The 25502-nt window shown below is 43.0% G+C and carries 30 protein-coding genes; 23 read left to right on the top strand and 7 right to left on the bottom strand.

Features of this window, described 5'->3' with window-relative positions:
* Positions 1-94: 94 nt before the first annotated feature.
* A complete protein-coding gene (locus tag R7Q46_RS21645; protein ID WP_005384776.1) occupies positions 95-961 on the bottom strand; it encodes a YicC/YloC family endoribonuclease in 867 nt (288 codons plus the stop codon).
* 184 nt (positions 962-1145) lie between these two features.
* Between R7Q46_RS21645 and rph the strand changes: the two genes are divergently transcribed.
* On the top strand, positions 1146-1862 hold the full coding sequence (gene rph, locus R7Q46_RS21640; RefSeq protein WP_031780917.1) for a ribonuclease PH: 717 nt from the start codon (positions 1146-1148) through the stop codon (positions 1860-1862).
* A gap of 104 nt (positions 1863-1966) precedes the next feature.
* Complete coding sequence (gene pyrE / locus R7Q46_RS21635; RefSeq protein ID WP_026000307.1) at positions 1967-2608, top strand: orotate phosphoribosyltransferase; 642 nt, start codon at positions 1967-1969, stop codon at positions 2606-2608.
* A gap of 84 nt (positions 2609-2692) precedes the next feature.
* Here the strand turns inward: pyrE and R7Q46_RS21630 are convergent, their stop codons facing one another.
* From R7Q46_RS21630 to coaBC, 3 genes are all read right to left on the bottom strand, one after another.
* Positions 2693-3643 (bottom strand): Kdo(2)-lipid IV(A) acyltransferase, encoded by a 951-nt coding sequence (locus R7Q46_RS21630; protein WP_213872030.1) that lies wholly within the window; start codon positions 3641-3643, stop codon positions 2693-2695.
* A gap of 6 nt (positions 3644-3649) precedes the next feature.
* A complete protein-coding gene (gene slmA, locus R7Q46_RS21625; protein WP_005379386.1) occupies positions 3650-4240 on the bottom strand; it encodes a nucleoid occlusion factor SlmA in 591 nt (196 codons plus the stop codon).
* A gap of 171 nt (positions 4241-4411) precedes the next feature.
* Entirely contained in the window at positions 4412-5611 is a 1200-nt protein-coding gene (coaBC, locus tag R7Q46_RS21620; RefSeq protein WP_213872029.1) for a bifunctional phosphopantothenoylcysteine decarboxylase/phosphopantothenate--cysteine ligase CoaBC, read from the bottom strand.
* Between the two features lie 193 nt (positions 5612-5804).
* On the opposite strand from coaBC, the gene R7Q46_RS21615 reads away from it, so the two are divergent.
* From R7Q46_RS21615 to R7Q46_RS21580, 8 genes are all read left to right on the top strand, one after another.
* Positions 5805-7478: a methyl-accepting chemotaxis protein gene (locus R7Q46_RS21615; protein ID WP_213872028.1), complete on the top strand. Its 1674-nt coding sequence runs from the start codon at positions 5805-5807 to the stop codon at positions 7476-7478.
* Positions 7479-7592: 114 nt separating this feature from the next.
* Positions 7593-8267, top strand: a complete 675-nt coding sequence (gene radC, locus R7Q46_RS21610; protein ID WP_031780918.1) for a RadC family protein — start codon at positions 7593-7595, stop codon at positions 8265-8267.
* 302 nt (positions 8268-8569) lie between these two features.
* Positions 8570-8806 (top strand): 50S ribosomal protein L28, encoded by a 237-nt coding sequence (rpmB, locus tag R7Q46_RS21605; protein WP_005384783.1) that lies wholly within the window; start codon positions 8570-8572, stop codon positions 8804-8806.
* Between the two features lie 13 nt (positions 8807-8819).
* Positions 8820-8990, top strand: a complete 171-nt coding sequence (gene rpmG / locus R7Q46_RS21600) for a 50S ribosomal protein L33 (protein WP_004410866.1) — start codon at positions 8820-8822, stop codon at positions 8988-8990.
* 276 nt (positions 8991-9266) lie between these two features.
* On the top strand, positions 9267-9743 hold the full coding sequence (locus tag R7Q46_RS21595; protein ID WP_054574293.1) for a hypothetical protein: 477 nt from the start codon (positions 9267-9269) through the stop codon (positions 9741-9743).
* A 102-nt stretch (positions 9744-9845) separates the two neighbouring features.
* A complete protein-coding gene (mutM, locus tag R7Q46_RS21590) occupies positions 9846-10655 on the top strand; it encodes a bifunctional DNA-formamidopyrimidine glycosylase/DNA-(apurinic or apyrimidinic site) lyase (protein WP_213872027.1) in 810 nt (269 codons plus the stop codon).
* 86 nt (positions 10656-10741) lie between these two features.
* Positions 10742-11224 carry a pantetheine-phosphate adenylyltransferase gene (coaD, locus tag R7Q46_RS21585; protein WP_017820709.1) on the top strand — a complete coding sequence of 161 codons (483 nt, stop codon included), beginning with the start codon at positions 10742-10744 and terminating at the stop codon, positions 11222-11224.
* Positions 11211-12146 carry a glycosyl transferase family 90 gene (locus tag R7Q46_RS21580; RefSeq protein ID WP_053303391.1) on the top strand — a complete coding sequence of 312 codons (936 nt, stop codon included), beginning with the start codon at positions 11211-11213 and terminating at the stop codon, positions 12144-12146. Before coaD ends, R7Q46_RS21580 begins: the two co-directional genes overlap by 14 nt.
* A 30-nt stretch (positions 12147-12176) precedes the next feature.
* Here R7Q46_RS21580 and R7Q46_RS21575 read toward each other — a convergent pair whose 3' ends face one another.
* The 3 genes from R7Q46_RS21575 to R7Q46_RS21565 are packed head-to-tail and all read right to left on the bottom strand — an operon-like array spanning position 12177 to position 14820.
* On the bottom strand, positions 12177-12965 hold the full coding sequence (locus R7Q46_RS21575) for a glycosyltransferase family 2 protein (RefSeq protein WP_318077789.1): 789 nt from the start codon (positions 12963-12965) through the stop codon (positions 12177-12179).
* Entirely contained in the window at positions 12962-13729 is a 768-nt protein-coding gene (locus R7Q46_RS21570; RefSeq protein WP_005395793.1) for a glycosyltransferase family 2 protein, read from the bottom strand. Before R7Q46_RS21570 ends, R7Q46_RS21575 begins: the two co-directional genes overlap by 4 nt.
* Before the next feature lie 35 nt (positions 13730-13764).
* Complete coding sequence (locus R7Q46_RS21565) at positions 13765-14820, bottom strand: glycosyltransferase family 9 protein (RefSeq protein WP_318077788.1); 1056 nt, start codon at positions 14818-14820, stop codon at positions 13765-13767.
* Between the two features lie 107 nt (positions 14821-14927).
* Between R7Q46_RS21565 and R7Q46_RS21560 the strand changes: the two genes are divergently transcribed.
* From R7Q46_RS21560 to R7Q46_RS21500, 13 genes are all read left to right on the top strand, one after another.
* The gene (locus R7Q46_RS21560; protein WP_005395798.1) at positions 14928-15335 is read left to right on the top strand and encodes a diacylglycerol kinase; all 408 of its coding nucleotides are present in this window, start codon (positions 14928-14930) and stop codon (positions 15333-15335) included.
* 11 nt (positions 15336-15346) lie between these two features.
* The gene (locus tag R7Q46_RS21555; RefSeq protein WP_005379425.1) at positions 15347-16057 is read left to right on the top strand and encodes a 3-deoxy-D-manno-octulosonic acid kinase; all 711 of its coding nucleotides are present in this window, start codon (positions 15347-15349) and stop codon (positions 16055-16057) included.
* Positions 16058-16201: 144 nt separating this feature from the next.
* Positions 16202-17266, top strand: coding sequence for a dTDP-glucose 4,6-dehydratase (gene rfbB, locus R7Q46_RS21550; protein WP_318077787.1), 1065 nt, complete (start codon positions 16202-16204; stop codon positions 17264-17266).
* On the top strand, positions 17266-18138 hold the full coding sequence (gene rfbA, locus R7Q46_RS21545) for a glucose-1-phosphate thymidylyltransferase RfbA (RefSeq protein ID WP_104979953.1): 873 nt from the start codon (positions 17266-17268) through the stop codon (positions 18136-18138). Before rfbB ends, rfbA begins: the two co-directional genes overlap by 1 nt.
* Before the next feature lie 30 nt (positions 18139-18168).
* A complete protein-coding gene (locus tag R7Q46_RS21540) occupies positions 18169-19254 on the top strand; it encodes a DegT/DnrJ/EryC1/StrS family aminotransferase (RefSeq protein ID WP_213872025.1) in 1086 nt (361 codons plus the stop codon).
* Between the two features lie 27 nt (positions 19255-19281).
* A complete protein-coding gene (locus R7Q46_RS21535; RefSeq protein ID WP_318077786.1) occupies positions 19282-20817 on the top strand; it encodes an amino acid adenylation domain-containing protein in 1536 nt (511 codons plus the stop codon).
* Positions 20818-20854: 37 nt separating this feature from the next.
* Positions 20855-21049: a phosphopantetheine-binding protein gene (locus tag R7Q46_RS21530; RefSeq protein WP_161782023.1), complete on the top strand. Its 195-nt coding sequence runs from the start codon at positions 20855-20857 to the stop codon at positions 21047-21049.
* A 3-nt stretch (positions 21050-21052) separates the two neighbouring features.
* On the top strand, positions 21053-22120 hold the full coding sequence (locus R7Q46_RS21525; RefSeq protein ID WP_136976548.1) for a ketoacyl-ACP synthase III: 1068 nt from the start codon (positions 21053-21055) through the stop codon (positions 22118-22120).
* Positions 22121-22336 carry a phosphopantetheine-binding protein gene (locus R7Q46_RS21520; protein ID WP_021453150.1) on the top strand — a complete coding sequence of 72 codons (216 nt, stop codon included), beginning with the start codon at positions 22121-22123 and terminating at the stop codon, positions 22334-22336.
* 5 nt (positions 22337-22341) lie between these two features.
* The gene (locus R7Q46_RS21515) at positions 22342-23082 is read left to right on the top strand and encodes an SDR family NAD(P)-dependent oxidoreductase (RefSeq protein WP_033905964.1); all 741 of its coding nucleotides are present in this window, start codon (positions 22342-22344) and stop codon (positions 23080-23082) included.
* Positions 23075-23950 (top strand): formyltransferase family protein, encoded by an 876-nt coding sequence (locus R7Q46_RS21510; protein WP_213872023.1) that lies wholly within the window; start codon positions 23075-23077, stop codon positions 23948-23950. Before R7Q46_RS21515 ends, R7Q46_RS21510 begins: the two co-directional genes overlap by 8 nt.
* A gap of 3 nt (positions 23951-23953) precedes the next feature.
* Positions 23954-24583 carry a NeuD/PglB/VioB family sugar acetyltransferase gene (locus R7Q46_RS21505; RefSeq protein WP_033905966.1) on the top strand — a complete coding sequence of 210 codons (630 nt, stop codon included), beginning with the start codon at positions 23954-23956 and terminating at the stop codon, positions 24581-24583.
* 39 nt (positions 24584-24622) lie between these two features.
* Complete coding sequence (locus tag R7Q46_RS21500) at positions 24623-25483, top strand: glycosyltransferase family 2 protein (protein WP_033905967.1); 861 nt, start codon at positions 24623-24625, stop codon at positions 25481-25483.
* Positions 25484-25502: the final 19 nt, after the last annotated feature.

Raw genomic sequence — 25502 nt, 5'->3', positions numbered from 1 at the left:
TTTAAAATACAAAACGCCCGATGAAGTACATCGAGCGTTTTAGTTAAAAAGTGTCAACCCATATCAGGACGGGTCATACTCGATGACTTTTAGATCATTCAATGTTTTGGATCTGCTCACGCATCTGTTCAATTAGAACTTTCAGTTCAACGCCCGATGCGGTGATGTCGGTGCTGATGGATTTCGACGCTAGCGTGTTCGATTCACGGTTGAACTCTTGCATCATGAAGTCCAGACGACGACCGACTGCGCCACCTTTTTTCAGAATGTTTGTGGTTTCTTTTACGTGAGAATCAAGACGGTCTAGCTCTTCTGCTACGTCTGATTTCTGTGCCAGAAGGATAAGCTCTTGCTCAACGCGAGATGGGTCTAGCTCTACTTTCGCATCTTCAAATTTAGAGAACAGACGCTCACGTTGCCACTCTAGTATTTCTGGCATGCGTGCGCGCACTTTCACAACTTCTGATGTGATCGCTTCTAGGCGTTGCTCAATCAGCGCCTTCATGTTCTCGCCTTCACGAGCGCGCGCTTCAATAAATTCATCCATTGCGCCATCAAACGCTTCTAGTAGCACTTTATTTACCGCATCCATGTCTTGCTCTGGCGTTTCCATTACCCCCGGCCATTGCATGACTTGAAATGGATTGATTCGGCTCAGTTCACCAGTCATGTGCATGACTTGTTCAGCGGCTTTAATTACCTGGCTAGCAAGCGCTTCATTGATGCTAAGCTCACCTTTTGCGGCAGGGTTTGCTTCAAAACGTAGATTACATTCTACTTTTCCTCGCGCTAAGCGCTTACGAAAACGCTCGCGTAAAACGGGCTCTAATCCGCGAAATTGTTCTGGCATGCGGAAGTATGTTTCTAAATAACGCTGGTTCACGCTGCGGATTTCCCATACCGCAGAACCCCAATCGCCTTTTACTTCTTTGCGTGCATACGCTGTCATACTGTAAATCATCGAATTTTCCTGTCTTCATTTTTTGAAAATTACTTCAAGAGTGTATCACGCTGCGTCGATAGGTGCGCGGGATGTATGGATTGTTTATGTTGTGCCAGAGGCGTAACCTATGAATCCGGAATCGATTCCGTTATAATCTTCGCCCAACCAAATCGTCTTCTCCTCATATTTAAGGTAGATGCCCATGCGTCCAAACGATCGCAAGGCGGATCAAGTTCGCCCTATCAAAATTACTCGTAACTACACAGCTTACGCTGAAGGGTCAGTGCTAGTTGAGTTCGGTAACACCAAAGTGTTGTGTAATGCGACCGTCGAAGAATCTGTGCCACGTTGGCTAAAAGGTCAAGGTAAAGGCTGGGTTACAGCTGAATACGGCATGCTACCTCGAGCAACACATTCTCGTACTCGTCGTGAAGCGGCAAGTGGAAAGCAAGGCGGCCGTACGATGGAAATTCAGCGTCTTATCGCGCGAAGCCTACGTGCAGTTGTCGATCTAAAAGCCATGGGTGAGTTCATGATCACCGTTGACTGTGACGTTATCCAAGCTGACGGTGGTACGCGTACTGCATCCATCAGCGGCGCAAGTGTTGCAATGGCCGATGCATTTCAACACCTAGTAGATAGCGGCAAGCTAAAAGCGAATCCAATGAAAGGCCACGTAGCGGCAGTTTCTGTCGGCTTACTAGGCGACGAAGTATTGTGTGATCTTGAATACGTTGAAGATTCAGCGGCAGACACAGACATGAACGTAGTAATGACCGAAGAAGGCAAGATGATTGAAATTCAGGGCACCGCAGAAGGTGAACCGTTCAGTCACGAACAGCTGATGGCATTGCTCGAGTCGGCGAAAGTCGGCATTACGGAAATTGTCGCAGCGCAGAAGGCGGCGTTAGCCAATTGATTTAGATAGCTCCCATTATGGGGGCTATTTTTTTATCTCGACAATAGAGAAATGAATGATTGTCGAGAAGAGACACAAGAAACCAAGGACATAGAGAGAAAATAATGAAAGCATACCAGCGTGAATTTATTGAGTTTGCACTTGAGAAAGAAGTTCTTAAGTTTGGTGAGTTTACTTTGAAATCTGGCCGTAAAAGCCCGTACTTCTTTAACGCTGGTCTTTTCAATACTGGTCGTGACCTAGCGCGTCTTGGTCGTTTTTACGCAGCAGCGCTCGCTGATTCTGGCATTGAGTTTGATGTGCTGTTTGGCCCGGCGTACAAAGGTATCCCAATCGCGACGACAACAGCAGTCGCGCTGGCGGATCATCATGACGTCGACACGCCTTACTGCTTCAACCGTAAAGAAGCGAAAGATCACGGCGAAGGCGGTAACCTTGTAGGCTCTGCGCTTGAAGGTCGTATCATGCTAGTAGATGACGTAATCACAGCAGGTACTGCGATTCGTGAATCGATGGAAATCATTCAAGCAAATGGCGCAGACCTTGCTGGTGTGTTGGTTGCGATTGACCGCCAAGAAAAAGGCAAAGGTGAGTTGTCTGCGATTCAAGAAGTGGAGCGTGACTTTGGTTGTGCAATCATCTCGATCGTTAGCTTGACTGACCTTGTGACTTTCCTTGAAGAGAAAGGCACAGACAAAGAGCATCTAGAAGCAGTCAAAGCGTACCGCGCAGAATACGGCATTTAATTGGTTACTTTTTCTGAAAAAGTAAAAAGGGCAGATGGATATTCATCTGCCCTTTTTTGTTTTTGGATTTATCGCCTTGACCACTTACTTATAGCGAATGCCTTTCTCGACATGCTCATCTTGCATGGTTTTGTAGCGTTTATGGAGCCACATCCATTGCTCTGGAGCGCGTAGAATGACTTCTTCCACATACTTGTTCATATAAGCGGCAGCGGCGACTTCGTCTTTTTGTGGATAATCGGCTTCAATGCACTTATCGGCGATGATGTCGTATTTCCCTTCGTTATTGCGAAACCCTGAGCCTGGGATGATCGCACATTTTGAGGTATACGCCAGAATGCTCGTGCCTGTTGTCGTACACGCATCGTCTACGGCAAAGAAGGGCACAAATACTGATTTTTTGCGACCGTAATCGTGATCCGGTAAATAGAACAGACGCTCACCGCTGCGTAAAACACGAATCATCTTTTTTACATCTTTACGATCAATCAGTTTATTGCCGTTATGTGTTCGTCCCCAATACTGGATAAAGTTATAAGCAGGATTATTATGCGGACGAAACGCGCCGTACCCGGCCACGTCTAACACGGCGAAAGCACGCGCAGTGATCTCTAGATTAAGAGCATGGACACAACAAAGTAGGACGCCTTTACCTTCTTTGGCTTTTTCACGCAGTGCGCCGAGATCTTTCTCGACGATCAGGTTTTTAAAGCGCCAAGTCGGCCAGAACCAAGTGATTCCGGTTTCTATCAGTGCCATACCGGTATTTTTGAAGTTCTCTTCAACAATGTGTTGAATCTCTTCAGGTGTTTTGTCTGGAAAGGCCAATTCTAAGTTACGCTGAGCAACGTGGACACGCTTTTTACCGTAGCGCATGCCAAGTTTGCCGAGTGAACGACCTAATGAAAGCAGCAGCCGATAAGGAAGAATATTGACGAGGATGGCCAACAGACCAAAACCAAGCCATACGCCCCAGTTACGAGGGTGAAGAAGTGAAAGAGAAAACTCGGGCTGCGTGTATTTGTCTTTACTCATAGTCTTTTACTTTATTTGTGCACTCAAAAGCGCCCAGTACTCGTCAAAGTTTGCAGTCGGCTGGTATTTAAAGTCGCTACGCACAAAGCGGTTTAGGCTCCCCTCAACTTGTCCCAGAATTTGCGCGGCTAGGATGCGCTCTTCGACAGGGAAAGACTTCCCTTCACGAATCTTACGTTCACGCAGGATTTGGCGCAATTGTGTTTCTATACGCTCAAAGAGTTGATTGATGCGTTCACGTAGGCGTTCATTTTCAAACATTAGAGCATGACCCGACAAAATGCGTGTCAGACCTGGGTTACGTTCAGAGAACGCCAAAATAAGGTGCATCACCATACGAATACGCTCTAGTGTATCTTTTTCGTCGTCTAGAATACGGTTGATACGTGTCATCAAGGCTTCTTCAATGAACTCAATCAACCCTTCGAACATGCGCGCTTTACTTGGGAAATGACGATACAGCGCGGCTTCTGAAACGCCGACTTGCTTGGCCAGTTTTGCCGTAGTAATGCGTGAAGCGCCATCTGTTGATTCAAGCATTTCTGCCAATGCTTGTAAGATCTCTTCACGACGGTTGGATTTTTTACTGCCGGCCATTAGTTACTTCCTTTCAAAATACAAAGTTGAGCGGAGGGGATTATAAGACGCTATTTCGCCTCAAACTAGACCACTAAGGGTGGAATGGGAGATTTAACACCCTTAGTTGTCATTTTTGTACCAAATTTATGCCAGCTTTTGTAAAAAATTGGCAGGGTTTTCAAACGTTAGTTACATCAATTGATGCATTTTTTCGAGAATTTTAAAGCTCAATGCTTCTTTTGATTCTAAAGCGAGCGCAAGTTCACCTTCAGGCCAGTAAAGGGTAATTGCGTTGTCGTTGCTGTTAAATCCTTGCCCTGCAACCGAAACGTCGTTTGCACAGATCATATCGAGGTTTTTCTTTGTTAACTTGCCTCGAGCATAGGTCTCTACATCATTGGTTTCAGCCGCAAAACCGACGGTAAACGGACGCTTCTCCGTCATTGCTGCCACAGATGCAACAATATCAGGATTTTTAACCATATTAATGACCATTTCGTCGTTGTCTTCTGTCTTTTTCAACTTTTGAGACGCGATCGTTTGTGGGCGGTAGTCGGCAACGGCAGCGCAGCTAATAAAGGCATCATGCTGGTTTGCATGTGTCATAACGGCTTCGTACATCTCTTGTGCACTGGAAACATTTATGCGCTCAACACCTACGGGCGTATTTAAACTGACAGGACCGCTCACGAGGGTGACTTTTGCTCCCATCTGCGCTGCGGCGCTCGCCAATGCATAGCCCATTTTCCCGGAGCTATGGTTCGTAATGTAACGCACTGGATCAATCGCTTCGCGAGTTGGTCCGGCGGTAATGAGTATCGACCTACCTTCTAGCAATTTTGGTTGAAAGAACTGTTCACATAGATGTACTAGCTGCATTGGTTCCAGCATTCGACCTGGTCCTACATCACCACAGGCTTGCTCTCCTGCCGCAGGGCCCCAGATGTGCATACCACGACGCGCTAACGTAGCGATGTTCTCTTGGGTTGCGATATTGCGATACATCTGTTGATTCATCGCAGGAGAAACAGCAACAGGGGAATCCGTCGCGAGCACGAGCGTAGTAAGTAAATCGTTCCCCATGCCTGCGGACATGCGCGCGATTAAGTCCGCGGTCGCGGGCGCTAATAGCACTAAATCTGCCCATTTGGCCAATTCAATATGGCCCATAGAGGCTTCCGCTGCTGGGTCTAGTAAACTGTCCGAGACAGGACGGCCCGAAACGGCTTGCATGGTTAAAGGGGTAATGAACTCTTTTGCGGCTTTCGTCATTACAACTTGAACTTGCGCTCCTCTCTCTATGAGGCGACGGGTTAGCTCCGCACATTTATACGCGGCAATACCGCCACTGATGCCGAGTAGAATTTTCTTTCCTGCTAGTGTTTGCATGTGAGATCTCCAATTTGATGACCGGATTTTAACACAATTCAAAGTCTGACCGCCCGAGCATATATAACGAGAAGATAATTCACATCAAACTCCAGAGTATTAATCTGACCGAGGAAGGGAAAATTCTCGCCTACCTCACAGACAAGTTGCGCGGAGTTTGCAAGTCTGAAAAGAAAAAGAGGTAGTGGAAACCATGGTGTTGAAAAGTCGAAACAAATTGCTGCTGATAACCCTAATTCCGCTGTTGTTGATCACTACGTTGATCTCAGTGGTGTATTACATCAACAGCAGTAAAAGTTTGGAAGCGGAGCTAGCAAGAGACAGGCAAGAGCTCATCGAAACGAAAAAGAAAGAGTTACAAGCCTACATGATGATGGGCGTGACGGCGATAAAACCGTTATACGACGCGGATGTAAATGGAAGTAATAAAGAGGCAGCAAAAGAAATTCTGAAAGCCATGCGCTTTGAAAGCGATGGTTACTTTTTTGCCTACGACTCTCAAGGTGTGAATACGTTGCACGCCATCAAACCTGCATTAGAGGGTAAAAACCTTTACGACTTAAAAGATGAAAATGGGGTCGCAGTTATTGCGGGCTTGATTGATGCTTCTCAAAAAGGGGATGGGTTCCTCTATTTCTCGTGGCATAAACCGACCATTGACGCACAAGCGCCTAAGTTGGGCTATGCAGAATATCTATCGAAATGGGACTGGGTTTTAGGTACTGGCGTTTATATTGATGACATCGACCAGCAAGTTGCGATGCACAGAGAGTTAAAGACTCAAGAGCTAAAAGAGCATACGTTATCTGCCGTGCTGATTTCCGTTATTGGATTGATCATTACCAGTGTTCTCACCAGTATAGTGGTGTCTAAAGGCATTCAGCCATTACAACATGTCGCGGCGTCATTAAAAGATGTTGCCGCAGGCGGCGGTGACTTAACGGCTCGTTTAAAAGTCGAAAGTCAGGATGAAGTCGGTGAAGTGGCGGCGGCGTTTAATGAGTTTATGGATAAGCTGCATCCACTGATGCAGGACATTCATCGCACTGCGACGACAGTACAGACCGTTTCCCAAAGCCTAAACACTCAGACCAGCCAAGCGAGCGGTCAAATGCAGGATCACTGTTTAGAGACGGACAAAGTCGTGACGGCAGTGACGCAAATGAGCATGACTGCCAAAGAAGTAGCCAGCAATACTAATGCGACCGCGCAGGCAATTGACGATGCCAACAGTCAAGTCACCGCCGCTCAGCATGAGGTCGAGCAAGCAATAGAAGGCATTACCGAACTCGTGACGGAGATAGACAGCACGTCAGATGCAATTTCTGAGTTGAGTTTACAGACCGAAAAAATAACCCAAGTGCTGGATGTGATTGGCGAGATAGCCGAGCAAACGAATTTGTTGGCCCTAAATGCGGCGATTGAAGCGGCTAGAGCCGGTGAGCAAGGTCGAGGGTTTGCCGTCGTTGCGGATGAAGTGCGCTCGTTAGCCAGTCGTACGCAAAATAGTACTCATGAAATTGGCGACATGCTCAAGCAGCTACAAAATGGTGTATCAAGAGCGGTCAGTACGATGTCGGTGAGCCAAAAACGAGGTGTCAAAACGGCGGAAGAATCTGCGCTCATTCAGCAATCTCTTTCTGGTGTTCATCATTCTATCGGAACAATTCGAGATATGGGTATTCAAACCGCGTCTGCCGCAGAAGAACAAAGTGCGGTTGCAGAAGACATCAACCAAAACTTAGTGGCTATTCAACAGATCGTGAACAACATTAATGAGACGTTGCAGCATGCCGAGTCAATCAGCACGCAGCTATCACAGTCTGGAACGGAAATTCACGGCTTGGTTGGCAACTTTAAACTCTGATGAACTGTTAAGTTGCATGGAAAGCACTGATGGTACGAAGAAAGCGAAAGTCATACTCGACTTTCGCTTTTTGTTTTGTGGAATAGGGACACTTTCCATATAAAGAGACATCAGATGATACTGAAAGCTTTGCCAAATGAGTCCATGCCCAGAGAGAAGCTACTGCAACGAGGGCCGCAAGCTTTGACCGATGCCGAACTGCTGGCCATCTTCTTGCGCACAGGCACCCGCGGAATGAACGTGATTGAGCTTGCAGACTTCCTTATTCAAGACTTTGGTTCGCTCAGACAACTATTTTCAGCATCAGAAGAAGAGTTTTGTCGTCACAAAGGATTAGGGCAAGCCAAGTATGTTCAGTTGCAAGCGGTACTAGAAATGACACAACGTTACTTGGCGGAGACGCTAAAGCGTGGTGATGCCTTAACCAGCCCCGACCAAACTAAGTTATATCTGTCTTCTATTTTAAGGGATCGGCAAAGAGAGGCTTTTTATATTCTTTTTCTCGATAACCAGCACCGAGTGATAAAAGATGAAATTTTATTTGAAGGAACGTTGGATGCAGCGTCGGTGTATCCGAGAGAAGTTGTTAAGCGTGCTCTGCATCATAACGCGGCGGCTTTGATTTTGGCGCACAATCATCCTTCAGGCGTTGCTGAGCCGAGCCAAGCTGACAGAAGGATTACAAGGCGTCTCACCGACGCATTAGCATTGGTGGATATTCGTATTTTGGACCATTTCGTCATCGGAGATGGGGAAAGTGTCTCTTTTGCTGAAAGAGGCTGGATGTAACTGTGCGTTTTTTAGGTTGTTAGTTGCTAAAAATCTGCTATCATCCACGCCACTAAATTTTTAACTGAATTCAGCTTGGACTGCTAAAAAAATCTGCTGTCTAAAAAAAGATCACGAAAACCTGTAAAAAGGATCTGTTCGGGTCTTGAGCAATGCATATCAAGTTAGTATAATGCGCGACCTTTGATAGCCTTGTATGGATTTTCCATAGCGGTTCTTAACCTCTAACTTCTTTTCGAGAGATAGAGAGGTTCGGCCACCAAGGTTGATATCGAGCTGAAACGATTTTGGAGAAGACATTCATGTCACGAGTATGCCAAGTAACTGGTAAGCGTCCAGTAACGGGTAACAACCGTTCACACGCACGAAATGCTACTAAGCGTCGTTTTCTGCCGAACCTACAAACTCATCGTTTCTGGGTAGAGAGCGAAAAACGTTTTGTTAAACTACGTCTATCTGCTAAAGGTATGCGCATCATCGACAAGAAAGGTATTGATACTGTTCTTGCAGACATGCGTGCACGTGGCGAAAACGTTTAAGAGGAAATAAGCAATGGCAAAGAAAGGCGTTCGTGAGAAAATCCGTCTAGTATCTTCTGCAGGTACAGGCCACTTCTACACAACTGATAAGAACAAGCGTAACATGCCAGGCAAATTTGAGATCAAAAAGTTTGATCCAGTAGTTCGCCAGCACGTTATGTACAAAGAAGCAAAAATCAAATAATTGGTTTCAGTCTCTTTGATGAATTGAAAAACCCAACTTTCGAGTTGGGTTTTTTATTACCTGAATAAAAGTGCTGAAGATAAAGTGTTCAGTACGTCATCGGATTATAAAGTACTGCTGAAGTTATTTTACTGGTCCGACTCTATACTCGAATTTTTGATTGATCGCTCTCTGCCGCTTAGTTACCACTTCCCTACACACTTGCACACCGTTGTTCTAGTCAAGCTCAATACTCTTTGGTAATTTACTCATAACGATAAGAGAGTAGAGATGGTTATGCGTGTGAGTCCGGCTCGTCGCCGCCGATGGAACAATATTCTTATTCTGGGCATTATCGCGTTTATAGTGATCTTAAATGCGCCGATGTGGATCAAAACTTACCTATTAACAGCCCAAGCAGACCCTTACCCAAATGTACTTCGCTCCGACTATACGGTGGAGTCTTTGTACTATAGTGGCTGGGAGTTCGAGCTGCATGATGGACGGTGGCAATCCAACATCAAAGTCGATGCACCGATCAGTGAACTTGTATCACGCTGGCAATCATTAGAAGGGACGGAGCTTACCTCAAAACAGTACGATCATTTAAAACCTAACCTGACGGTACCTGAAACGGTAGAAGTCTGGTATCAGGATATCGAAGAGCCGCAGCGGGTGACTTTCTTTCGTTTATCTGATTTTTGGCTATTTAAAACCTGGCAAGACAAATGGGTCGCTATCTCCGTCGATGAAAACTACCTTATGCCAGAGTAGAGTCTTTTTGCGCCTATACCCCTAATAAGCTTCCCTATTTATCGTTTTTCTTTTCGATTATGCTAGCAGCGAGAACTATTAGCCGGTGAATTGGAGAATCTAATGCCTGAGTTGCCAGAAGTTGAAGTGAGCCGTATGGGGATTAGCCCCCACATGGTTGGACAAACGATCCAGTCGTTTACTTTTCGAACGCCTAAATTGCGCTGGGATATTCCTACAGAGCTTAAAAAATTGGAAGGGCAGGTGATCCGTGCGATTAGCCGTCGTGCGAAATACTTACTGATCGAAACAAGCACAGGTACAGCCATTGTTCACTTGGGCATGTCTGGGTCTTTACGTGTCCTAGATGCCGACTTTCCGCCAGCAAAGCACGATCATGTGGATCTCAAACTAAGCAGTGGAAAAATACTGCGTTATAACGATCCGCGTCGTTTTGGGGCATGGCTGTGGTGTGCTCCTGGTGAGTCACATGCTGTACTAGCAAACATGGGGCCTGAGCCTTTAACTGAAGAGTTCAATGCGGAATATGTAGCGGAGAAAGCTAAAAATAAGCGTGTCGCCGTCAAGCAGTTCATCATGGACAACAAAGTCGTGGTTGGTGTTGGGAACATCTACGCGAATGAGTCGTTGTTTAAGTCTCGAATTCACCCTTCAAGGCCCGCAGGTAAGTTGACTTCTCAAGAGTGGAGGTTACTTGTTGAAAATATCAAAATGACACTTGAGATTGCCATTACGCAAGGTGGGACTACTCTGAAAGATTTTGCGCAAGCCGATGGAAAGCCGGGTTACTTTGCACAAGAGTTATTGGTTTACGGAAAAGCCGGAGAGCCATGCCCAGAGTGCGGCGAACGACTTCAAGAGCTAAAGATTGGCCAACGTAATACCTTCTTTTGTAGTGAGTGTCAGAAGTAAGTCGAGCTATTATCGAGCTTAAGTTGTTGTAATCTTGCGTTCGAGCCTCAATAATTCAATCAGTTTCGAATAACTTAGTAAATTATATGAAAGTCATTTATCCGGGCACTTTTGATCCAGTGACTAATGGTCACCTCAATCTAATAGAACGTACTCACGAAATGTTTGATGAGGTTGTGATTGGCGTAGCCGCAAGCCCATCGAAGAACACTATGTTTTCATTGGAAGAGCGCGTTGCACTGATGCAGGACGTTGTAGCGCATTTACCTGGTGTGACGGTAAAAGGGTTCTCCGGGTTATTAGTGGATTTCGCGAGAAATGAGAAAGCTAAGGTTCTTATTCGTGGTTTACGAACAACGGTAGACTTTGAATACGAGTTTGGACTGACCAACATGTACCGAAAGCTATTACCAGGAATCGAGAGCGTATTTTTAACTCCTGAAGAAGAGTTTGCGTTTTTATCGTCGACTATCGTGAGAGAAGTAGCGATTCATGGCGGAAGTATCGAACAATTCGTTCCCAAGCCAGTAGCCATCGCGATTGGGGAAAAACTCAATGAAAGACAGTAAGTTCCCTTATTATTTCTCAAACGCTCTCTCGATACTTATCCCTCGCTTTGTATATCGAGCACAAGCCAAGCGTTTACTTTCGAATCTGACCGAAGCAGAGCAGCAACGCTGTATTGAGCGGGTGAACTATTACAATAAGTGTGAAACGCCGTTTTCAGTTGATAGCCGAGAACAAAGTTACTCGACCATCGATACATTCAAAAAAACGAAAGGCTGGACGTATTTTTTCGATCTTCGCCAAGTTGTACGCTATTTCCCTTCCAGTTTTGCGTTTAACTACATCAACGGCGATGTTACACACATCCCCAATGTACCGAGCTTTATAAAAAGCCGCCCTATTTTTGGTAACAACCAAAATTCAGTGGTGTTGAAACTTAATCAAGTTCGTCATTTTAAATTTATTGACGATCCTGTTCGCTATCAAGATAAAAAGGACATGGTAGCGTGGCGTGGCGTGGGTTTTCAGCCGCATCGTAAAAAGGTGATTCATGCGTTTTACAACCATCCGCAATGCAATATTGGCCAGACCCGCCCGGTAGAAGGGAAACCATGGGAAAAGGGCTTTATGAGTATTGAAGAGCAACTGCAGTATAAGTTTTTGCTCTGTATAGAAGGCAATGATGTGGCCACCAACCTTAAGTGGGCTATGTCGTCTAACTCCTTGGTTATTATGTCAAAGCCAAAATATGAGACTTGGTTTATGGAAGGTAAGTTAGAGGCAGGCGTCCACTATGTTGAAGTGAAGGATGACTATTCGGATTTGCCCGAAAAGATGGATTATTACCTAGCGAATGAGCAAGAAGCATTAGCGATCATTGAAAATGCGCACCAGTGGGTTGAGCAGTTCAAAGATAAACGTAAAGAGCGTTTGATCTCATTGATGGTTGCCGATAAGTACTTCGCTTTATCTCAGCAACAATAAAAAAGGGGCGAAACGCCCCTTTTTATAATCTTAAGCTTCTAGAAATTGATCAACACCATTCTTACAGCGTTTAAGCTTGTTTTTAATGGTGTTTTCTAAAATCTCGTCATTTTGTCCGAGTGACGCACGAGAGTTTTCTACGTGGTACAAGTGGTAGCCTACACCTGCGAATTTTAGGTAAAGACGTGACTTACCCGCATTCAACATGCGATGAACAAACTCGCTGTCTTCGCGTCCCCATCCAACAAAATCTTGGTTGAAGCCATTCACCTCAAGTGCATCCTCTCTCCAGAATGCCATATTACAGCTGCGTGTTGAATTAGCATTATTACGTTTGCGCGAGAACCATTTTGATAGCAGTATATTGGTGATACAGTTCTTGCGATTGCGAATGCCTTTGCTAAAAATAGAAGGTACTAGGCTGCTTTCCATAATCGCTTTACTGCAGTTTTCATCTGTTAGCACACGTCCACCCTGCACAAACCAATTTGGCTTTGCGACGCGTTTATGTGATTCAATAAATGATGGTGATAACACCATGTCACCATCAATAATTATGATATAACGACCAGAGGATTTTGCGATGGCACGGTTGCGGCTCATCGCAGCACGAAAGCCATTATCTTCCTGCCAGCTATGAATAAGTGGTACGGGAAAGCCGTCACGCAGTTGATCGATCATTGCTTTGGTATCGTCTCGAGAACCGTCATCTGCAACGATGACTTCATCAGGCAAAACGGTTTGACGTTTCACGCTTTCTAACACCGCTTTTAATGCTTCTTTCCAGTTGTAAGTGGTGATAATTAAAGTCGTTTTCATGATTTTTTTGCCTGTTCACGTAAGTAGAGATCGATATATTTTACAAAAGTAGAGTGCATGCTTAGCCAAGCTAGAATGAAACCATGTTTGCCATCAAGGAAGCCTCGTTTGAGAACATACATCTTCAAAAAGCTCGCAAGAGCGTGAACGATAGCGGTCGTTAACCCCGCTTTCTTTTTACCTTCCCGTTCATCTGTCCAGGCCTTGAGGTAACCAGTGGTTTTATTGATGTAATGATGAAGGTGCTCGTAAGTGTAGTGATGCAGTCGACCATCCAGTTTTTCAGTTTGATAGTTTTTCTCATCAACTTTTTCATGAACGAGCGAATCATTATATTGTGTATATTCGGTGCGATATAAGCGCACAATCCAGTCTGGAGACCAACCAGAATGGTAGATGAACTTACCAAACGCTGAGCTTAGTCGATTAAGTTTGTATAAAACGTTCGGCTTATTGGCTGATACCGCGTGTAAGATACTTTCTTTTAGCTCTGGAGTGACTTGTTCGTCCGCATCAAGCCACAAAACGTAGTCTGCCGTAACGTATTGCTGCGCCAGTTGGCGCTGTTTACCGAATCCTGGCCAATCTAGGTTGGTGTAAAACTTATCTGTGTATTGTCGGGCGATTTCTTCAGTGCGATCAGTGCTGCCCGAGTCTAGAAGGACAATCTCATCGACCCAATCTTTTACTGTGTCTAGACAAGCTTGTAAGTGCTTCTCTTCATTTTTTACAATTAAGGCAACGGCTAAGGTTGGTTTGGACAAGGTCATTTCCTTCTTAACAAATCAAGACAGTAAGTTTACTGGTATTGAGGATACAAATCTTCTAAGACTTGATCGAACATGCTCATTACTTGAGTGTTAGTAATGCGGTTCATTGCCGTTTCATCTTTAGCGCGAGTTCGCCAGCTTAACTCGTGACTATTTTTGCCTGTTTCCGCAAAGATCGTTTCTTCATAAACCGAGACAACGTATTTTAGGTAGCGGTAAGGTCCCACTCGAAGCGGATTATGGTGTGCATAGAGCCCGATGATTGGCGTTTTCATGGCATTTGCCATGTGTGCTGGTCCGGTATCGGGGGCGATGACCATTTCAACCTTATCTATTAACGCAAGCATTTGCAGAATTGAGCTTTGTCCAACTAAATTTAGACACGGTTCTTCCAAGCGAGATTGAATGGCCTCTGCCAGGTCCAATTCTACCTGAGCAGGGCTGCCTGCCAGAATCACGTTCCAGCCTTTTGCTCTGGCGTGATGAATCACATCCACATAACCTTCCGCGTTCCAGTTTTTATAAGCTTTGCTCGCACCAGGCACAATCAGCAGGTTAGGTTTACTACGAGAAATATGAGACTCTGCCCAAGCTTGGTCGTGGTCTGAATAAGAAAGTACCCAGTCTAGTTCTGCCTTTGGTACCCCAATTTGATGTGCAAAGGCCATTAAGCCATCTGCGACATGCAGAGATTGCGGGGAAGGCACTTTGACATTGGTAAATAGTGTTTGAAAGTCCTGGCTTCTATCAGAAGAGAAACCAAGTTTGTATTTTGCTTTAATGCCCAACGTTGCGACACTCGCTCGAATCGCGTACTGCATATGCAATAGCGCATCAAACTCTCTGCCTTTCAGCTGTCGCCAAAGTGATTTGTAGCCATCTATTCCCGCTTTTTTATCAAAAACAATTACTTCTACACCATCGATGGCGGCTAATAACTGGGCTTCAAGTTTACCCGTTATCCAAGTAATCTGGGTCGAAGGCCAGTGTTTCTGAATAGCTTGAATGGTGGCGATAGTATTGCAAACGTCTCCGATAGCGGACAAACGCAAGACGCATAGTGACGATGGGGCAGAAGTGAACATAATTATTGTCTGATTCGATGAATAGAGGCAGGTAAATTATGCAGACATCCCCAATAAATGTAAAATACACGGCTCGAATATAGCTAAGTACTGATAAGTGTTCTGCAATGTCAAAGACAACACCACATCAATCGCAAGAATCTGGCAAGCCGGGTAACACCGGGCTAAAGCGCATCGTTAAAGCGACGGGTTATTCGATCCAAGGATTAAAAGCGGCTTTTAAGCATGAAGCTGCCATTCGACAAGAGTTGGCTCTGTTGAGTATTGCTGTGATTTTGGCTTGGCTAGTGGATGTCGGCATGGTTGAGCGTATCTTAATGATCGGGGTCGTGGTATTAGTCTTGATTGTAGAGCTTGTAAACTCAGCGATTGAGGCAGTGGTTGATCGTATCGGTATTGAACGGCATGAACTCAGTGGTCGAGCTAAAGATATAGGCTCTGCTGCCGTTATGGTTGCTTTGGCGTTTGCTGCATTTACTTGGTTGTATATATTAGCCAGCCGGTATTTAGGCTAGAGGGTGAGCGTATGACTCAACAGTATAAAAACAACAACCAAGTGATCTGGTTTGATGACGAGATCATTACAGACCCTAGCCAACCGATATTTGATGCGGAATACTGGCAGTCCTCCGACAAGGTGGTTGGCAGTGCGACGGGGCGAGGCACGACATGGTTTATCCAACTAGAGAACATGCAAGCGGCACTACGTCATTACCGTCGTGGCGGTTTGTTTGGGAAGTTAGTTAACGATCATTATTGGTTCTCTGGCTGGGATAACACCCGTTGTGCGCAAGAGTTTCAGCTTTTGTTGGCGCTAATTGAGGCTGGGGTGCACGTTCCTCGTCCTATTGCAGCAAGAGCCGTAAAGTCAGGACTCTTCTATCAAGCTGATTTATTAAGTGAGCGAATCCCAAACGCCAGAGATCTGGTTAGTATCTTGCAAGAACAGTCTTTATCGGTAGAAATGTATCAGAAAATAGGGCAAGAAATTGCCAAGATGCATCAGGTTGGCGTTAACCATACTGATTTGAATATCCACAATATCTTGATCGACGACAAAGATAAGGTATGGATTATCGATTTTGATAAGTGTCGTTTTGAAACTTCTGGTGACTGGAAGCATCAAAATCTAAATAGACTTCTGCGTTCATTTAATAAAGAGCGTTTAAAGCGACAGATTATTTGGCAAGAATCCGATTTTGAACATTTTCAGGACGGTTATGCTTCTCAATCTTAATTGAGTTTTTTATCATTTTATGTTGATTGCTCTAAGTAAGCCTTCTTGAGTCTAACGATGCTCGAGTGAGTCTATAAACTACAATAATCATAAAGTATTCATGTGTATCTGATGGCACAAAAATTAACGTAGGTAACATTTGTAATGAAAATATTAGTAACCGGTGGAGCAGGCTTTATTGGGTCAGCTGTTGTCCGACATATCATTCGTGACACCCAAGATACCGTCATCAATTTAGATAAACTGACCTACGCAGGGAATCTAGAATCACTGGTTGATGTCTCAGAGAGTGAACGTTACTACTTTGAGCAAGTAGATATCTGTGACCGAGCTGAACTAGATCGCGTGTTTTCAGAGCATCAACCCGATAGGGTGATGCATTTGGCCGCCGAGTCTCATGTCGATCGCTCTATTGATGGTCCTGCTGCTTTTATTGAGACCAACGTGATGGGCACTTACCATTTGCTTGAAGCGGCTCGTCAATATTGGTCGGGCTTAAATGAAGCGCGCCAATCGGCATTCCGTTTTCATCATATTTCTACGGATGAAGTGTATGGTGATTTAGAGGGAACGGATGATTTGTTCACCGAAACCACTTCATACGCGCCGAGCAGCCCATATTCTGCATCTAAAGCTTCGAGCGATCACCTGGTTCGCGCTTGGCAACGTACTTATGGCTTACCAACACTTATCACTAATTGCTCGAACAACTATGGCCCGTACCACTTCCCAGAGAAGTTGATCCCTCTGATGATTTTAAATGCCCTCGATGGCAAGCCGTTGCCTGTGTATGGTGATGGTATGCAGATCCGAGATTGGCTGTTTGTGGAAGACCATGCTCGCGCGCTGTACAAAGTGGTCAACGAAGGTGAAGTCGGTGAAACCTACAACATTGGTGGCCATAACGAAAAAGCCAACATCGAAGTGGTGAAAACCATTTGTGCTTTGCTTGAAGAGCTGCAACCAAACAAACCTGCAGGTGTTGAGTCTTATGAATCTTTGATCACGTATGTGAAAGATCGCCCAGGTCATGATGTGCGTTACGCAATTGATGCCACCAAGATTGCTCAAGAGCTTGGCTGGACGCCAGAAGAAACGTTTGAAAGCGGTATTCGCAAAACCGTGGAATGGTACCTCAATAATCCGCAATGGTGGCAACGCGTACTTGATGGTTCATACTGTTTAGAGCGATTAGGAGCGGGCGAATAATGAAAGGCATTATTTTAGCAGGTGGCTCGGGCACTCGCCTTTACCCTATTACACGCGGTGTCTCTAAGCAGTTACTGCCGGTTTATGACAAACCAATGATTTACTACCCGTTGTCGGTACTCATGCTAGCTGGTATTCGTGAAATCTTGATCATCACCACGCCAGAAGACCAGGAAGGATTTCAGCGCCTATTGGGTGATGGCTCAGAGTTTGGCATTGAGTTGCAATACGCGATTCAACCAAGCCCAGACGGCTTAGCTCAAGCGTTCATCATTGGCGAAGAATTCATTGGCGATGATTCAGTATGTTTAGTGCTGGGTGACAACATCTTTTATGGACAAGGGTTTACTCCTATTCTTCAGCAAGCTGCGATGAAGAGCCGTGGTGCGACGGTATTCGGTTATCAGGTTAAAGATCCAGAGCGATTTGGCGTTGTAGAATTTGATGCCAATATGCAGGCGATTTCGATTGAAGAAAAACCAGTAAAGCCTAAATCCAATTATGCTGTCACTGGGCTGTATTTTTATGATAACCGAGTCGTCGAATTGGCAAAAAAAGTCAAACCTTCATCTCGTGGTGAGTTAGAGATTTCGACGCTAAACCAAATGTACCTTGAGCAAGGTGACCTGAATGTTCAATTACTAGGGCGCGGCTTTGCTTGGTTAGATACTGGAACACATGAAAGCCTGCATGAAGCCTCTTCGTTTGTTCAAACCATTGAAAATGTTCAAGGTCTTAAAGTTGCCTGTTTAGAAGAGATTGCATGGCGCAATGGGTGGTTAACAAGAGACCAGATACTATCCATTGCAAAACCGATGCAAAAAAATGATTACGGACGTTACCTTTCCGAGTTAGTCACCGAACAAAAATAGCACTACTCGTTAGTTGCAATGAGATATTAAATGATGAGCAATGAAATTGTTCCTGTAACAAAACCATATCTACCGTCAAAAGATAAGTATAAACAATATGTTGATCGTGTGTACGAGAGCGGTTGGTTGACCAATAGTGGTCCTCTCGTTAAGGATTTAGAATCTCGACTAGCTGAGTATCTTGGTGTTAAGCATGTTATATTGGTTGCAAATGGCTCATTGGCACTTCAAGTTGCTTACAAAGCACTTAATCTAGCTGGAGAGGTGGTCACAACACCTTTCTCTTTCGCTGCGACCACAAGCACGCTTAATTGGGAAAATTTAACCCCTGTTTTTTGTGATATTGAAAGTGATACCTTTAATATCAATCCTGATTTAATTGAAGATCTTATTACAGAAAAAACGTCTGCAATAGTACCGGTGCACGTGTTTGGTAACCCATGTAAAGTCAATGAGATTCAAGCTATAGCAAACAAGCACGGTCTAAAAGTTATCTATGATGCCGCTCATGCTTTTGGTGTGGACCTAAATAAAAAAAGTGTATTAACGTACGGTGATATAAGTACATTAAGTTTCCATGCCACAAAGTTATTCCACACGATAGAGGGTGGAGCTGTGATTACACAATCTGATGAGCTAGCAGCTAAAGTACGCTCTATGATTAACTTTGGAATAACAGGACCGGATTCAATAGAAGGTGTTGGAACCAATGCCAAGATGAATGAGTTTGAAGCCGCTATGGGTCACTGCGTTCTAGATGATATAGAAAGTATCATGACCAAGCGAAGAGGTTTATGGAAAAGCTATCAAACTCACCTTTCTGATGTTTTCCAAATGCAATATTGGTCGGATAGCTCAAAACCTAATGGTGCGTACGTACCAATCGTGTTTGACTCGGAGCAGTCATTACTTAGAGCTAAGGCTAACTTGGAAGCGAATAACATTTTTCCAAGAAGGTACTTTTATCCAAGTTTAGATCTTGTTGATAGTTATGGTCATGAAGGAACTCCATGTGAAGTTAGTCGCTCGATTAGTAAAAGGATCTTATGCTTGCCTATATATTTTGATTTGTGTGAATCAATGATAAACAAGATAAAACAAATACTTAAAAAATAATGAATGGTTGCAAAAAGAGAGTCTAAGATGAGAAACAGCATTCTGAAATATCTACAAGCATCGTCAATGAAACACCCAGAAAATATTTGTGTTTCGGATTCGAGCCACTCTTTGACTTATGCAGAAAGCACGGCAAAGTCATATGCTATCTCATTGCAACTAAGACAGCTAGGCAGTTTAAACAAGCCGATAGTTGTGTTTGCGAAAAAATCTGTCAATGCACTCTCCATGATCTTTTCTGCGACAATGGCTGGAGGTGTTTACTGTCCGGTAGACATTAACTCACCTAAAGAACGACTATTAAAGATCTTATCTAACCTTCAAGATTGTCTTGTTCTTTATGATGAAACTTCACGAAATTTATTAAGTTCATTAGAATTAGATAGTCCAATTTCAACTATTAATATCGATGAAATACTAGCATCTAAGCTACCTATGCAAGATATTTGGGCTGATATCGAAAAGTTTAATCAAACCGTTATTGATAAAGATCCATGCTATATAATTTTTACTTCAGGCTCTACAGGCACACCAAAAGGTGTCACTATTTGCCATTCTAGTGTTATTGATTATATTGATTGGGCTAATTCAGCCTATGAAGTGAGCAAGGCTGATATTATTGGTAGTCAAGCACCACTATTCTTTGATAACTCGACTTTAGACATCTATTTGGCGTTGTCTAATGCGGCAGAATTGCATGTTATTCCTGAAAGCGTGTTTATTTTTCCTCAGAAAACACTTGAATACCTGAAAGAAAAAGCAATAACAACGATCTTCTGGGTTCCTTCATTGCTTGTAAATATTGCTAACCTTAAGTTACTTGATCAGTTTCAATTGCCATGCTTGAAGAATGTATTGTTTGCTGGGGAAGTAATGCCAGCGAAGACGATTAAGTACTGGTTAGATAAGCATCCTAATGCTCATTACTCTAACTTGTACGGACCAACAGAAATTACCGTTGATTGCACCTACTATGATGTGCCGTCAGACTGGGATGGGGATAGCTTACCTATAGGGATCCCTTGCCATAACTCAGGAATTCTAATCCTAGATGAAAACGACCAACGTAATGATGAAGGTGAATTGTGCGTTCGAGGCTCTAGCTTAGCGCTTGGGTATTGGGCTAACTCAGAAAAAACAGAAGAGGTATTTTGTCAAAACCCACTTCAAGATAAATACATTGATATGATCTATCGTACCGGAGACTTGGTTAGACTTGTTGATGGTTTAATTTATTATATTGGTAGAAAAGACTTCCAGATTAAGCACAATGGCTATCGTATAGAACTTGGTGAAATTGAATCTCAGATCATGGAGCTAGATGCTGTCGAACAGTGTGTTGTTGGTTATTTATCAGAAGATAAAGTGCTTTATTCTTTTGTTCAATGCAGTAGTTCGATGAGTGAAGTTGAGCTTAAAGTTGCACTGACGAAACGTTTACCAAAGTACATGATTCCAAGCAAGATTGGCTTTGTACAAGAAATGCTTTTTACGCCAAATGGTAAGTTAAATAGAAAAGCTTTTTCAGAGAAAGCACTACAAGAATTTGTAAAGGTTAAATAGTAGTATGTGTGAAAAAATTATAGCAATCTTAACCACAATGAAACCAGAACATGAGTTTGCTAAAGATACTGAACTTTTTGAATCAGGTCTGTTGGACTCTTTTGATTTGTTAGTCCTAGTAAGTGAGATCGAAGCTCAGCTAGCTATTTCAATTCCTGGTGAAGGTTTGGTTCCTGAGAATTTTGTTTCGCCGCATGTTATTGGTGAGTATCTTAAAACGATTCAAGGTTAATTTATGAAAAGTGATATTGGCAATATCTCGCTGAAAGGGATAGTCGCAGCCGTTCCAAAGCATATTTCTTACTTTGATGATGAGATAAAAAACTACTCACACACAGAGCAGAGTTCTAAAAAGCTGAAGAAGCTAATGGGATACAATCAACATCATGTTGTTTCAAAAGAAACGGCGCTCACTGATATGATTTTTCCTTTGCTTGAGGACCTGTCAACCACTCTTGGGTGCGACTATCAGGATGTGGATGGAATTTTGGTGGTAACTCAAACTCCTGATTACCCAATTCCGTCAACGGCTTCGATAGTACATGGCGCTTTTGACTTTAAAACCGATTGTTATTGCATGGACATCAACGATGGTTGCAATGGCTATATTCGAGGTTTGTTTGAAGCTTCGAGCCTAGTTCGTAATAGTGATGCGCAAAAAGTGTTGCTAATTGCTGGTGATGTTTTAAGCCGTAAGGTTTCTTTAAAAGATCGTAACTCATACCCTCTTATTGGGGATGCAGTTACTATCACTTTAATAGAAAGAAGAGCGGAAAATGTGAAGGCCCCTCTTGAGATCAAACATGATGGTAAAGGAGCAAAAGCTTTAATGATCCCATCAGGTGGTATGGTAAACCCTTGTACCTCTGATACAGCCGCTCTTGCTGAGGACGAAGAAGGAAATTGGCGTTGTTCTGAGCATTTGGTCATGCAAGGTAGAGATGTTTTTACGTTTACTCAAACAACGGTAATCAATTTTATTAAAGAGTTTATTGAAACGAACACAAAACCAGAAGAGATTGACTACTTTTTCTTTCATCAAGCAAATAAGTTTATCTTGGATCGTTTCCGTTCAGCACTGAAGGTAACGGAAGAGCAGTTACCTTCAGAGGTAGTGACTATTTATGGTAACTCTTCGTCCGCAACTGTCCCAATGTCGATTTTATCATCTTGGATGAAGAATTCGGGCTTTGAGGGTAAAAAAGCACTATTATCAGGCTTTGGTGTAGGTCTGAGTTGGGGGGCGACCTTGATTGATGTCAATGAACTTACACTATGTAAACTAATTAAGTTGGATGTATAAATGACTGTTTTTTTGGAAGAACTAGCTGAGATCCTAGAGTTGGAAGTAGAAGAGCTAACTCCTGATTTTGAATATCAAGAAACGGAAGAGTGGGACTCTTTAGCCCAATTATCTCTTATCACTTTATTCGCAGATGAATATCAAGTAGAAATTGGACACGGTGATTTAATCGAACGAAAAACTGTGGGTCAATTGCTCGAGCTACTTCCTCAGTAATTTCGATGAAAAGAAAAGTTCTTATCACAGGAGCGACTTCAGACATTGGCTTGAGTATTGCTCACAAACATGTTCAAAAGGGAAACTTTGTGATCCTTCTTGGACGTAATGAAGAGAGCCTTAAAACCGCTGAGGAATCTTTAGGAAAAGATTCCTCAGCCGCTTATGTTTGGGATTTGAAGTCTCCTTCATCATTAAAACCGCTGCTGAAAAAGATCGTTACTGAGCAAGGTAAAGTTACAGATCTTATCTGTGCTGCGGGCTACCATAAAATCTTGCCGTTGAAGTTAGTATCGGATGAAGAGCTTCTTTTGACTATGCAAACGAACGTGAATAGTCACTTGATCCTTTGCCAGCTTTTTTCGAACGCTTTATATTCAGATAAGTCTCAGGATAGAAGTATTACACTGATTTCTAGCATTGCCCATTTCGTTGGTGAGCCAGGATTAGTTGCTTATTCTGCAGCAAAAGGGGCTTTGATTTCTGCAAGTAAATCAATGGCTAGAGAATTAGCTCCGCGTAAAATCAGAGTAAATACCGTTTCGCCTGGATGGGTTGAGACCAAGCACACAAAAGATGTAGCGGTTGATTTGGGCGAAGCAGCACTTGAAAAGTTACATAACCTATATCCTTTAGGTTTAGGCAAACCTGAAGATGTTGCAGAGGCCTGTTATTTTTTGAGTAGCAGAGCGTCTCGCTGGGTGACTGGTTTAGATCTTGTGATTGATGGAGGGCGCAGTGTCTAAATTAAAGTTTGAAACCGTAATCGTGATCGGTTTTGGTAAGATAGCTCAAGACGTTGCTTCCAAGCTTCTTCAATATGATGTGACGCTGAAATTGTTACAGACAGAGATGCAACCTTTTTCTACTCTTGAGTCATTTGCTCAAAAACACGACGTCGCATATCAATTTAAGCATACGAAAGAAGATATCGAGTCTTCGTTACTCGGGTGGCTGTCTGGTAATACGTTAATCATCAGTGCGAATAATAACTACCTTTTTAAAGGGAAGTTACTGACTTTAAAGAATGTAACTATTATCAATTTTCATAATGCACTTTTACCAAATTTACGAGGAAGAAACGCACCTAGTTGGGCTATTTTTCATCAATTAGAAAAAACCGGTGTCACTTGGCATTATGTTGATGAAGGTGTAGACACTGGTGAGGCTATTGCTTTTTCCGACGTATTAGTTGATAAGCATGACAAAGCATATCAGGTCGCTCATAAATGTATGCATGCCGGATTAGAAGCCTTTTCAAACGTAATTGATGAATTGTTGCAAACAGGCAGTACTCCTTGCTTGACTAAACAGCCATTGAGATACGACTATCTGTACCTGTCCAAAGATATTCCCGGAAATGGCTGGCTAGATATAAAACAATCAACGCTTGAGAACTATCGCATATTGAGAGCATTAGATTATGGACCATTTAAAGTTTTTCCTAAGGCTCTAATTGATAATGATGGTGATAGATACTCTGTACGTGCTTATCAGTTTATTGATGAACCAAGCGATAAATCTGTAAATAGTAGCGAAAATAGTATCGTGATAAATGATGAGTTTGGCTTGTTAAAAATACACGTTGAAAAAATCGAGATTGAGCAGGGGTAAATAATGTCTAATCCAATTATTATATTTGGAGCTAGTGGTCTAGCTGCGGAAGTGTACAGCTGGATACAAGATGTAAATGATATTCGTGAACGTTTCTTGTGTTTTTGTGTGACTGACGAATATTTTGTATCAGGAACAACATTTTATGGCCACGAAGTAAAATCAATCTCCATGCTAGATGATCTTGAACAGTTTGATTTTATTTTGGCATTTGGAGGGGAAGGTTATGCTCGCGCTAGTATTGCCGAAATGCTAAAAGATAAAGGCGGTAATGCTATCTCATTTATTCACCCTAGTGTTGTGTTGAGCCCATTCTCTTTAATAGGTGAAGGTGTAATTATTAACCCAAACTGCAGCATCTCTCCTGGTGCAGCTATTGGTGACTTTTCGCTCATCAACTGTAATTGTGCTATTGGACATGATGTCAAAATTGGTCGCTATACCTCTTTACTAGGAAGCAATACCATCAATGGTCATGTAGAAATTGGTGAGAGAGTATTGATTGGCTCCGGAGCAACTATCCACCCTAAAGTTAAAGTAGCAGATGATGCGACAGTTGGCATGGGAGCTGTCGTATTTACCAAAGTGAGGTCAAATACCACCGTTCTAGGTAATCCTGCTAAAAAGATATAACTCTTCTTAATTAAATAAAATAGAAGACAGAGGAATAAAATGTCCACCAAAGTCTCGGTTATTTGTACTTGCTATAATCACGAAAAATATATTGAGCAGACACTTTTATCTATACTTAATCAGACAGTAGACTTTGAATACGAGTTGCTTATACATGATGATTGTTCTCCTGACAATAGTCGAAAAGTTATCGATAGAGTTTTTAATGAGTATTCTGGGAAATGCCAAATAAAGAGAATTTATCCAGAGGAGAATATATACTCTAAAGGGTCATCAGCTGTACTTTTTAACATGTTGCCTCATGTTGATGGGGAGTTCATAGCTTTTTGTGAAGGTGATGACTATTGGGTTGATGACAACAAGCTTCAAAAACAGCTTGAAGCTTTGGCAAACCATAAGGATATTAATGCTTGTTTTCATCCTTCTTTGACTTTGCTAAAAGACCAGTTGGTTGACAAGAAATACGGATACCAAGGCGATTTAGAAAAGAAAATACCTTATCAGTATGTCATTAAGAAGGGCGGAGACACTATGCCTATGGCATCGATGTTTATTAGAAAAGAGCCGTTTTTTGACCTAATTTATCAACATGAAGACTTTTTCAAGCTTTATGGCGAGCACTCTGTGTTGCAGATTATCAATAGTATCGAGCAAGGCGCCTGGTACCTCCCTGAAAAAATGTCGGTTTATCGTAGCATGCATGAGGGCTCTTGGAGTCTCCAGCAAGCAAAAGACCCAACGGCAGAAGACCGAGAGTTTGAGCAATATAAAATCCGTATTCTTGGTTTGAACAAGATCTATCGCTATAAGTATTGGATATGCTTTTTAGGTATATATCTGAAAAAATCGAAAAAACATTACCTAAAGAAAATGAAGCGTTGGTTTAAAACTAAAGCTTAAAATAAAGCCGAGTTAATAC

Source organism: Vibrio sp. 811 (assembly GCF_033339195.1).
This window is presented reverse-complemented; position numbering and strand designations above follow the sequence as displayed.

Excerpts from the sequence above, each read along its gene's own strand:
- radC (WP_031780918.1), top strand. The coding sequence starts at position 7,593 with ATGATACTGAAAGCTTTGCCAAATGAGTCCATGCCCAGAGAGAAGCTA.
- rph (WP_031780917.1), top strand. The coding sequence starts at position 1,146 with ATGCGTCCAAACGATCGCAAGGCGGATCAAGTTCGCCCTATCAAAATT.
- R7Q46_RS21645 (WP_005384776.1), bottom strand. The coding sequence starts at position 961 with ATGATTTACAGTATGACAGCGTATGCACGCAAAGAAGTAAAAGGCGAT.
- R7Q46_RS21560 (WP_005395798.1), top strand. The coding sequence starts at position 14,928 with ATGTCAAAGACAACACCACATCAATCGCAAGAATCTGGCAAGCCGGGT.
- R7Q46_RS21555 (WP_005379425.1), top strand. The coding sequence starts at position 15,347 with ATGACTCAACAGTATAAAAACAACAACCAAGTGATCTGGTTTGATGAC.
- R7Q46_RS21500 (WP_033905967.1), top strand. The coding sequence starts at position 24,623 with ATGTCCACCAAAGTCTCGGTTATTTGTACTTGCTATAATCACGAAAAA.
- R7Q46_RS21530 (WP_161782023.1), top strand. The coding sequence starts at position 20,855 with ATGAAACCAGAACATGAGTTTGCTAAAGATACTGAACTTTTTGAATCA.
- R7Q46_RS21515 (WP_033905964.1), top strand. The coding sequence starts at position 22,342 with ATGAAAAGAAAAGTTCTTATCACAGGAGCGACTTCAGACATTGGCTTG.
- R7Q46_RS21580 (WP_053303391.1), top strand. The coding sequence starts at position 11,211 with ATGAAAGACAGTAAGTTCCCTTATTATTTCTCAAACGCTCTCTCGATA.
- pyrE (WP_026000307.1), top strand. The coding sequence starts at position 1,967 with ATGAAAGCATACCAGCGTGAATTTATTGAGTTTGCACTTGAGAAAGAA.
- rpmB (WP_005384783.1), top strand. The coding sequence starts at position 8,570 with ATGTCACGAGTATGCCAAGTAACTGGTAAGCGTCCAGTAACGGGTAAC.
- rpmG (WP_004410866.1), top strand. The coding sequence starts at position 8,820 with ATGGCAAAGAAAGGCGTTCGTGAGAAAATCCGTCTAGTATCTTCTGCA.
- rfbA (WP_104979953.1), top strand. The coding sequence starts at position 17,266 with ATGAAAGGCATTATTTTAGCAGGTGGCTCGGGCACTCGCCTTTACCCT.
- slmA (WP_005379386.1), bottom strand. The coding sequence starts at position 4,240 with ATGGCCGGCAGTAAAAAATCCAACCGTCGTGAAGAGATCTTACAAGCA.
- R7Q46_RS21535 (WP_318077786.1), top strand. The coding sequence starts at position 19,282 with ATGAGAAACAGCATTCTGAAATATCTACAAGCATCGTCAATGAAACAC.
- mutM (WP_213872027.1), top strand. The coding sequence starts at position 9,846 with ATGCCTGAGTTGCCAGAAGTTGAAGTGAGCCGTATGGGGATTAGCCCC.
- R7Q46_RS21615 (WP_213872028.1), top strand. The coding sequence starts at position 5,805 with ATGGTGTTGAAAAGTCGAAACAAATTGCTGCTGATAACCCTAATTCCG.
- rfbB (WP_318077787.1), top strand. The coding sequence starts at position 16,202 with ATGAAAATATTAGTAACCGGTGGAGCAGGCTTTATTGGGTCAGCTGTT.
- R7Q46_RS21540 (WP_213872025.1), top strand. The coding sequence starts at position 18,169 with ATGATGAGCAATGAAATTGTTCCTGTAACAAAACCATATCTACCGTCA.
- R7Q46_RS21520 (WP_021453150.1), top strand. The coding sequence starts at position 22,121 with ATGACTGTTTTTTTGGAAGAACTAGCTGAGATCCTAGAGTTGGAAGTA.
- R7Q46_RS21575 (WP_318077789.1), bottom strand. The coding sequence starts at position 12,965 with ATGAAAACGACTTTAATTATCACCACTTACAACTGGAAAGAAGCATTA.
- R7Q46_RS21565 (WP_318077788.1), bottom strand. The coding sequence starts at position 14,820 with ATGTTCACTTCTGCCCCATCGTCACTATGCGTCTTGCGTTTGTCCGCT.
- R7Q46_RS21505 (WP_033905966.1), top strand. The coding sequence starts at position 23,954 with ATGTCTAATCCAATTATTATATTTGGAGCTAGTGGTCTAGCTGCGGAA.
- R7Q46_RS21595 (WP_054574293.1), top strand. The coding sequence starts at position 9,267 with ATGCGTGTGAGTCCGGCTCGTCGCCGCCGATGGAACAATATTCTTATT.
- coaBC (WP_213872029.1), bottom strand. The coding sequence starts at position 5,611 with ATGCAAACACTAGCAGGAAAGAAAATTCTACTCGGCATCAGTGGCGGT.
- R7Q46_RS21525 (WP_136976548.1), top strand. The coding sequence starts at position 21,053 with ATGAAAAGTGATATTGGCAATATCTCGCTGAAAGGGATAGTCGCAGCC.
- coaD (WP_017820709.1), top strand. The coding sequence starts at position 10,742 with ATGAAAGTCATTTATCCGGGCACTTTTGATCCAGTGACTAATGGTCAC.
- R7Q46_RS21630 (WP_213872030.1), bottom strand. The coding sequence starts at position 3,643 with ATGAGTAAAGACAAATACACGCAGCCCGAGTTTTCTCTTTCACTTCTT.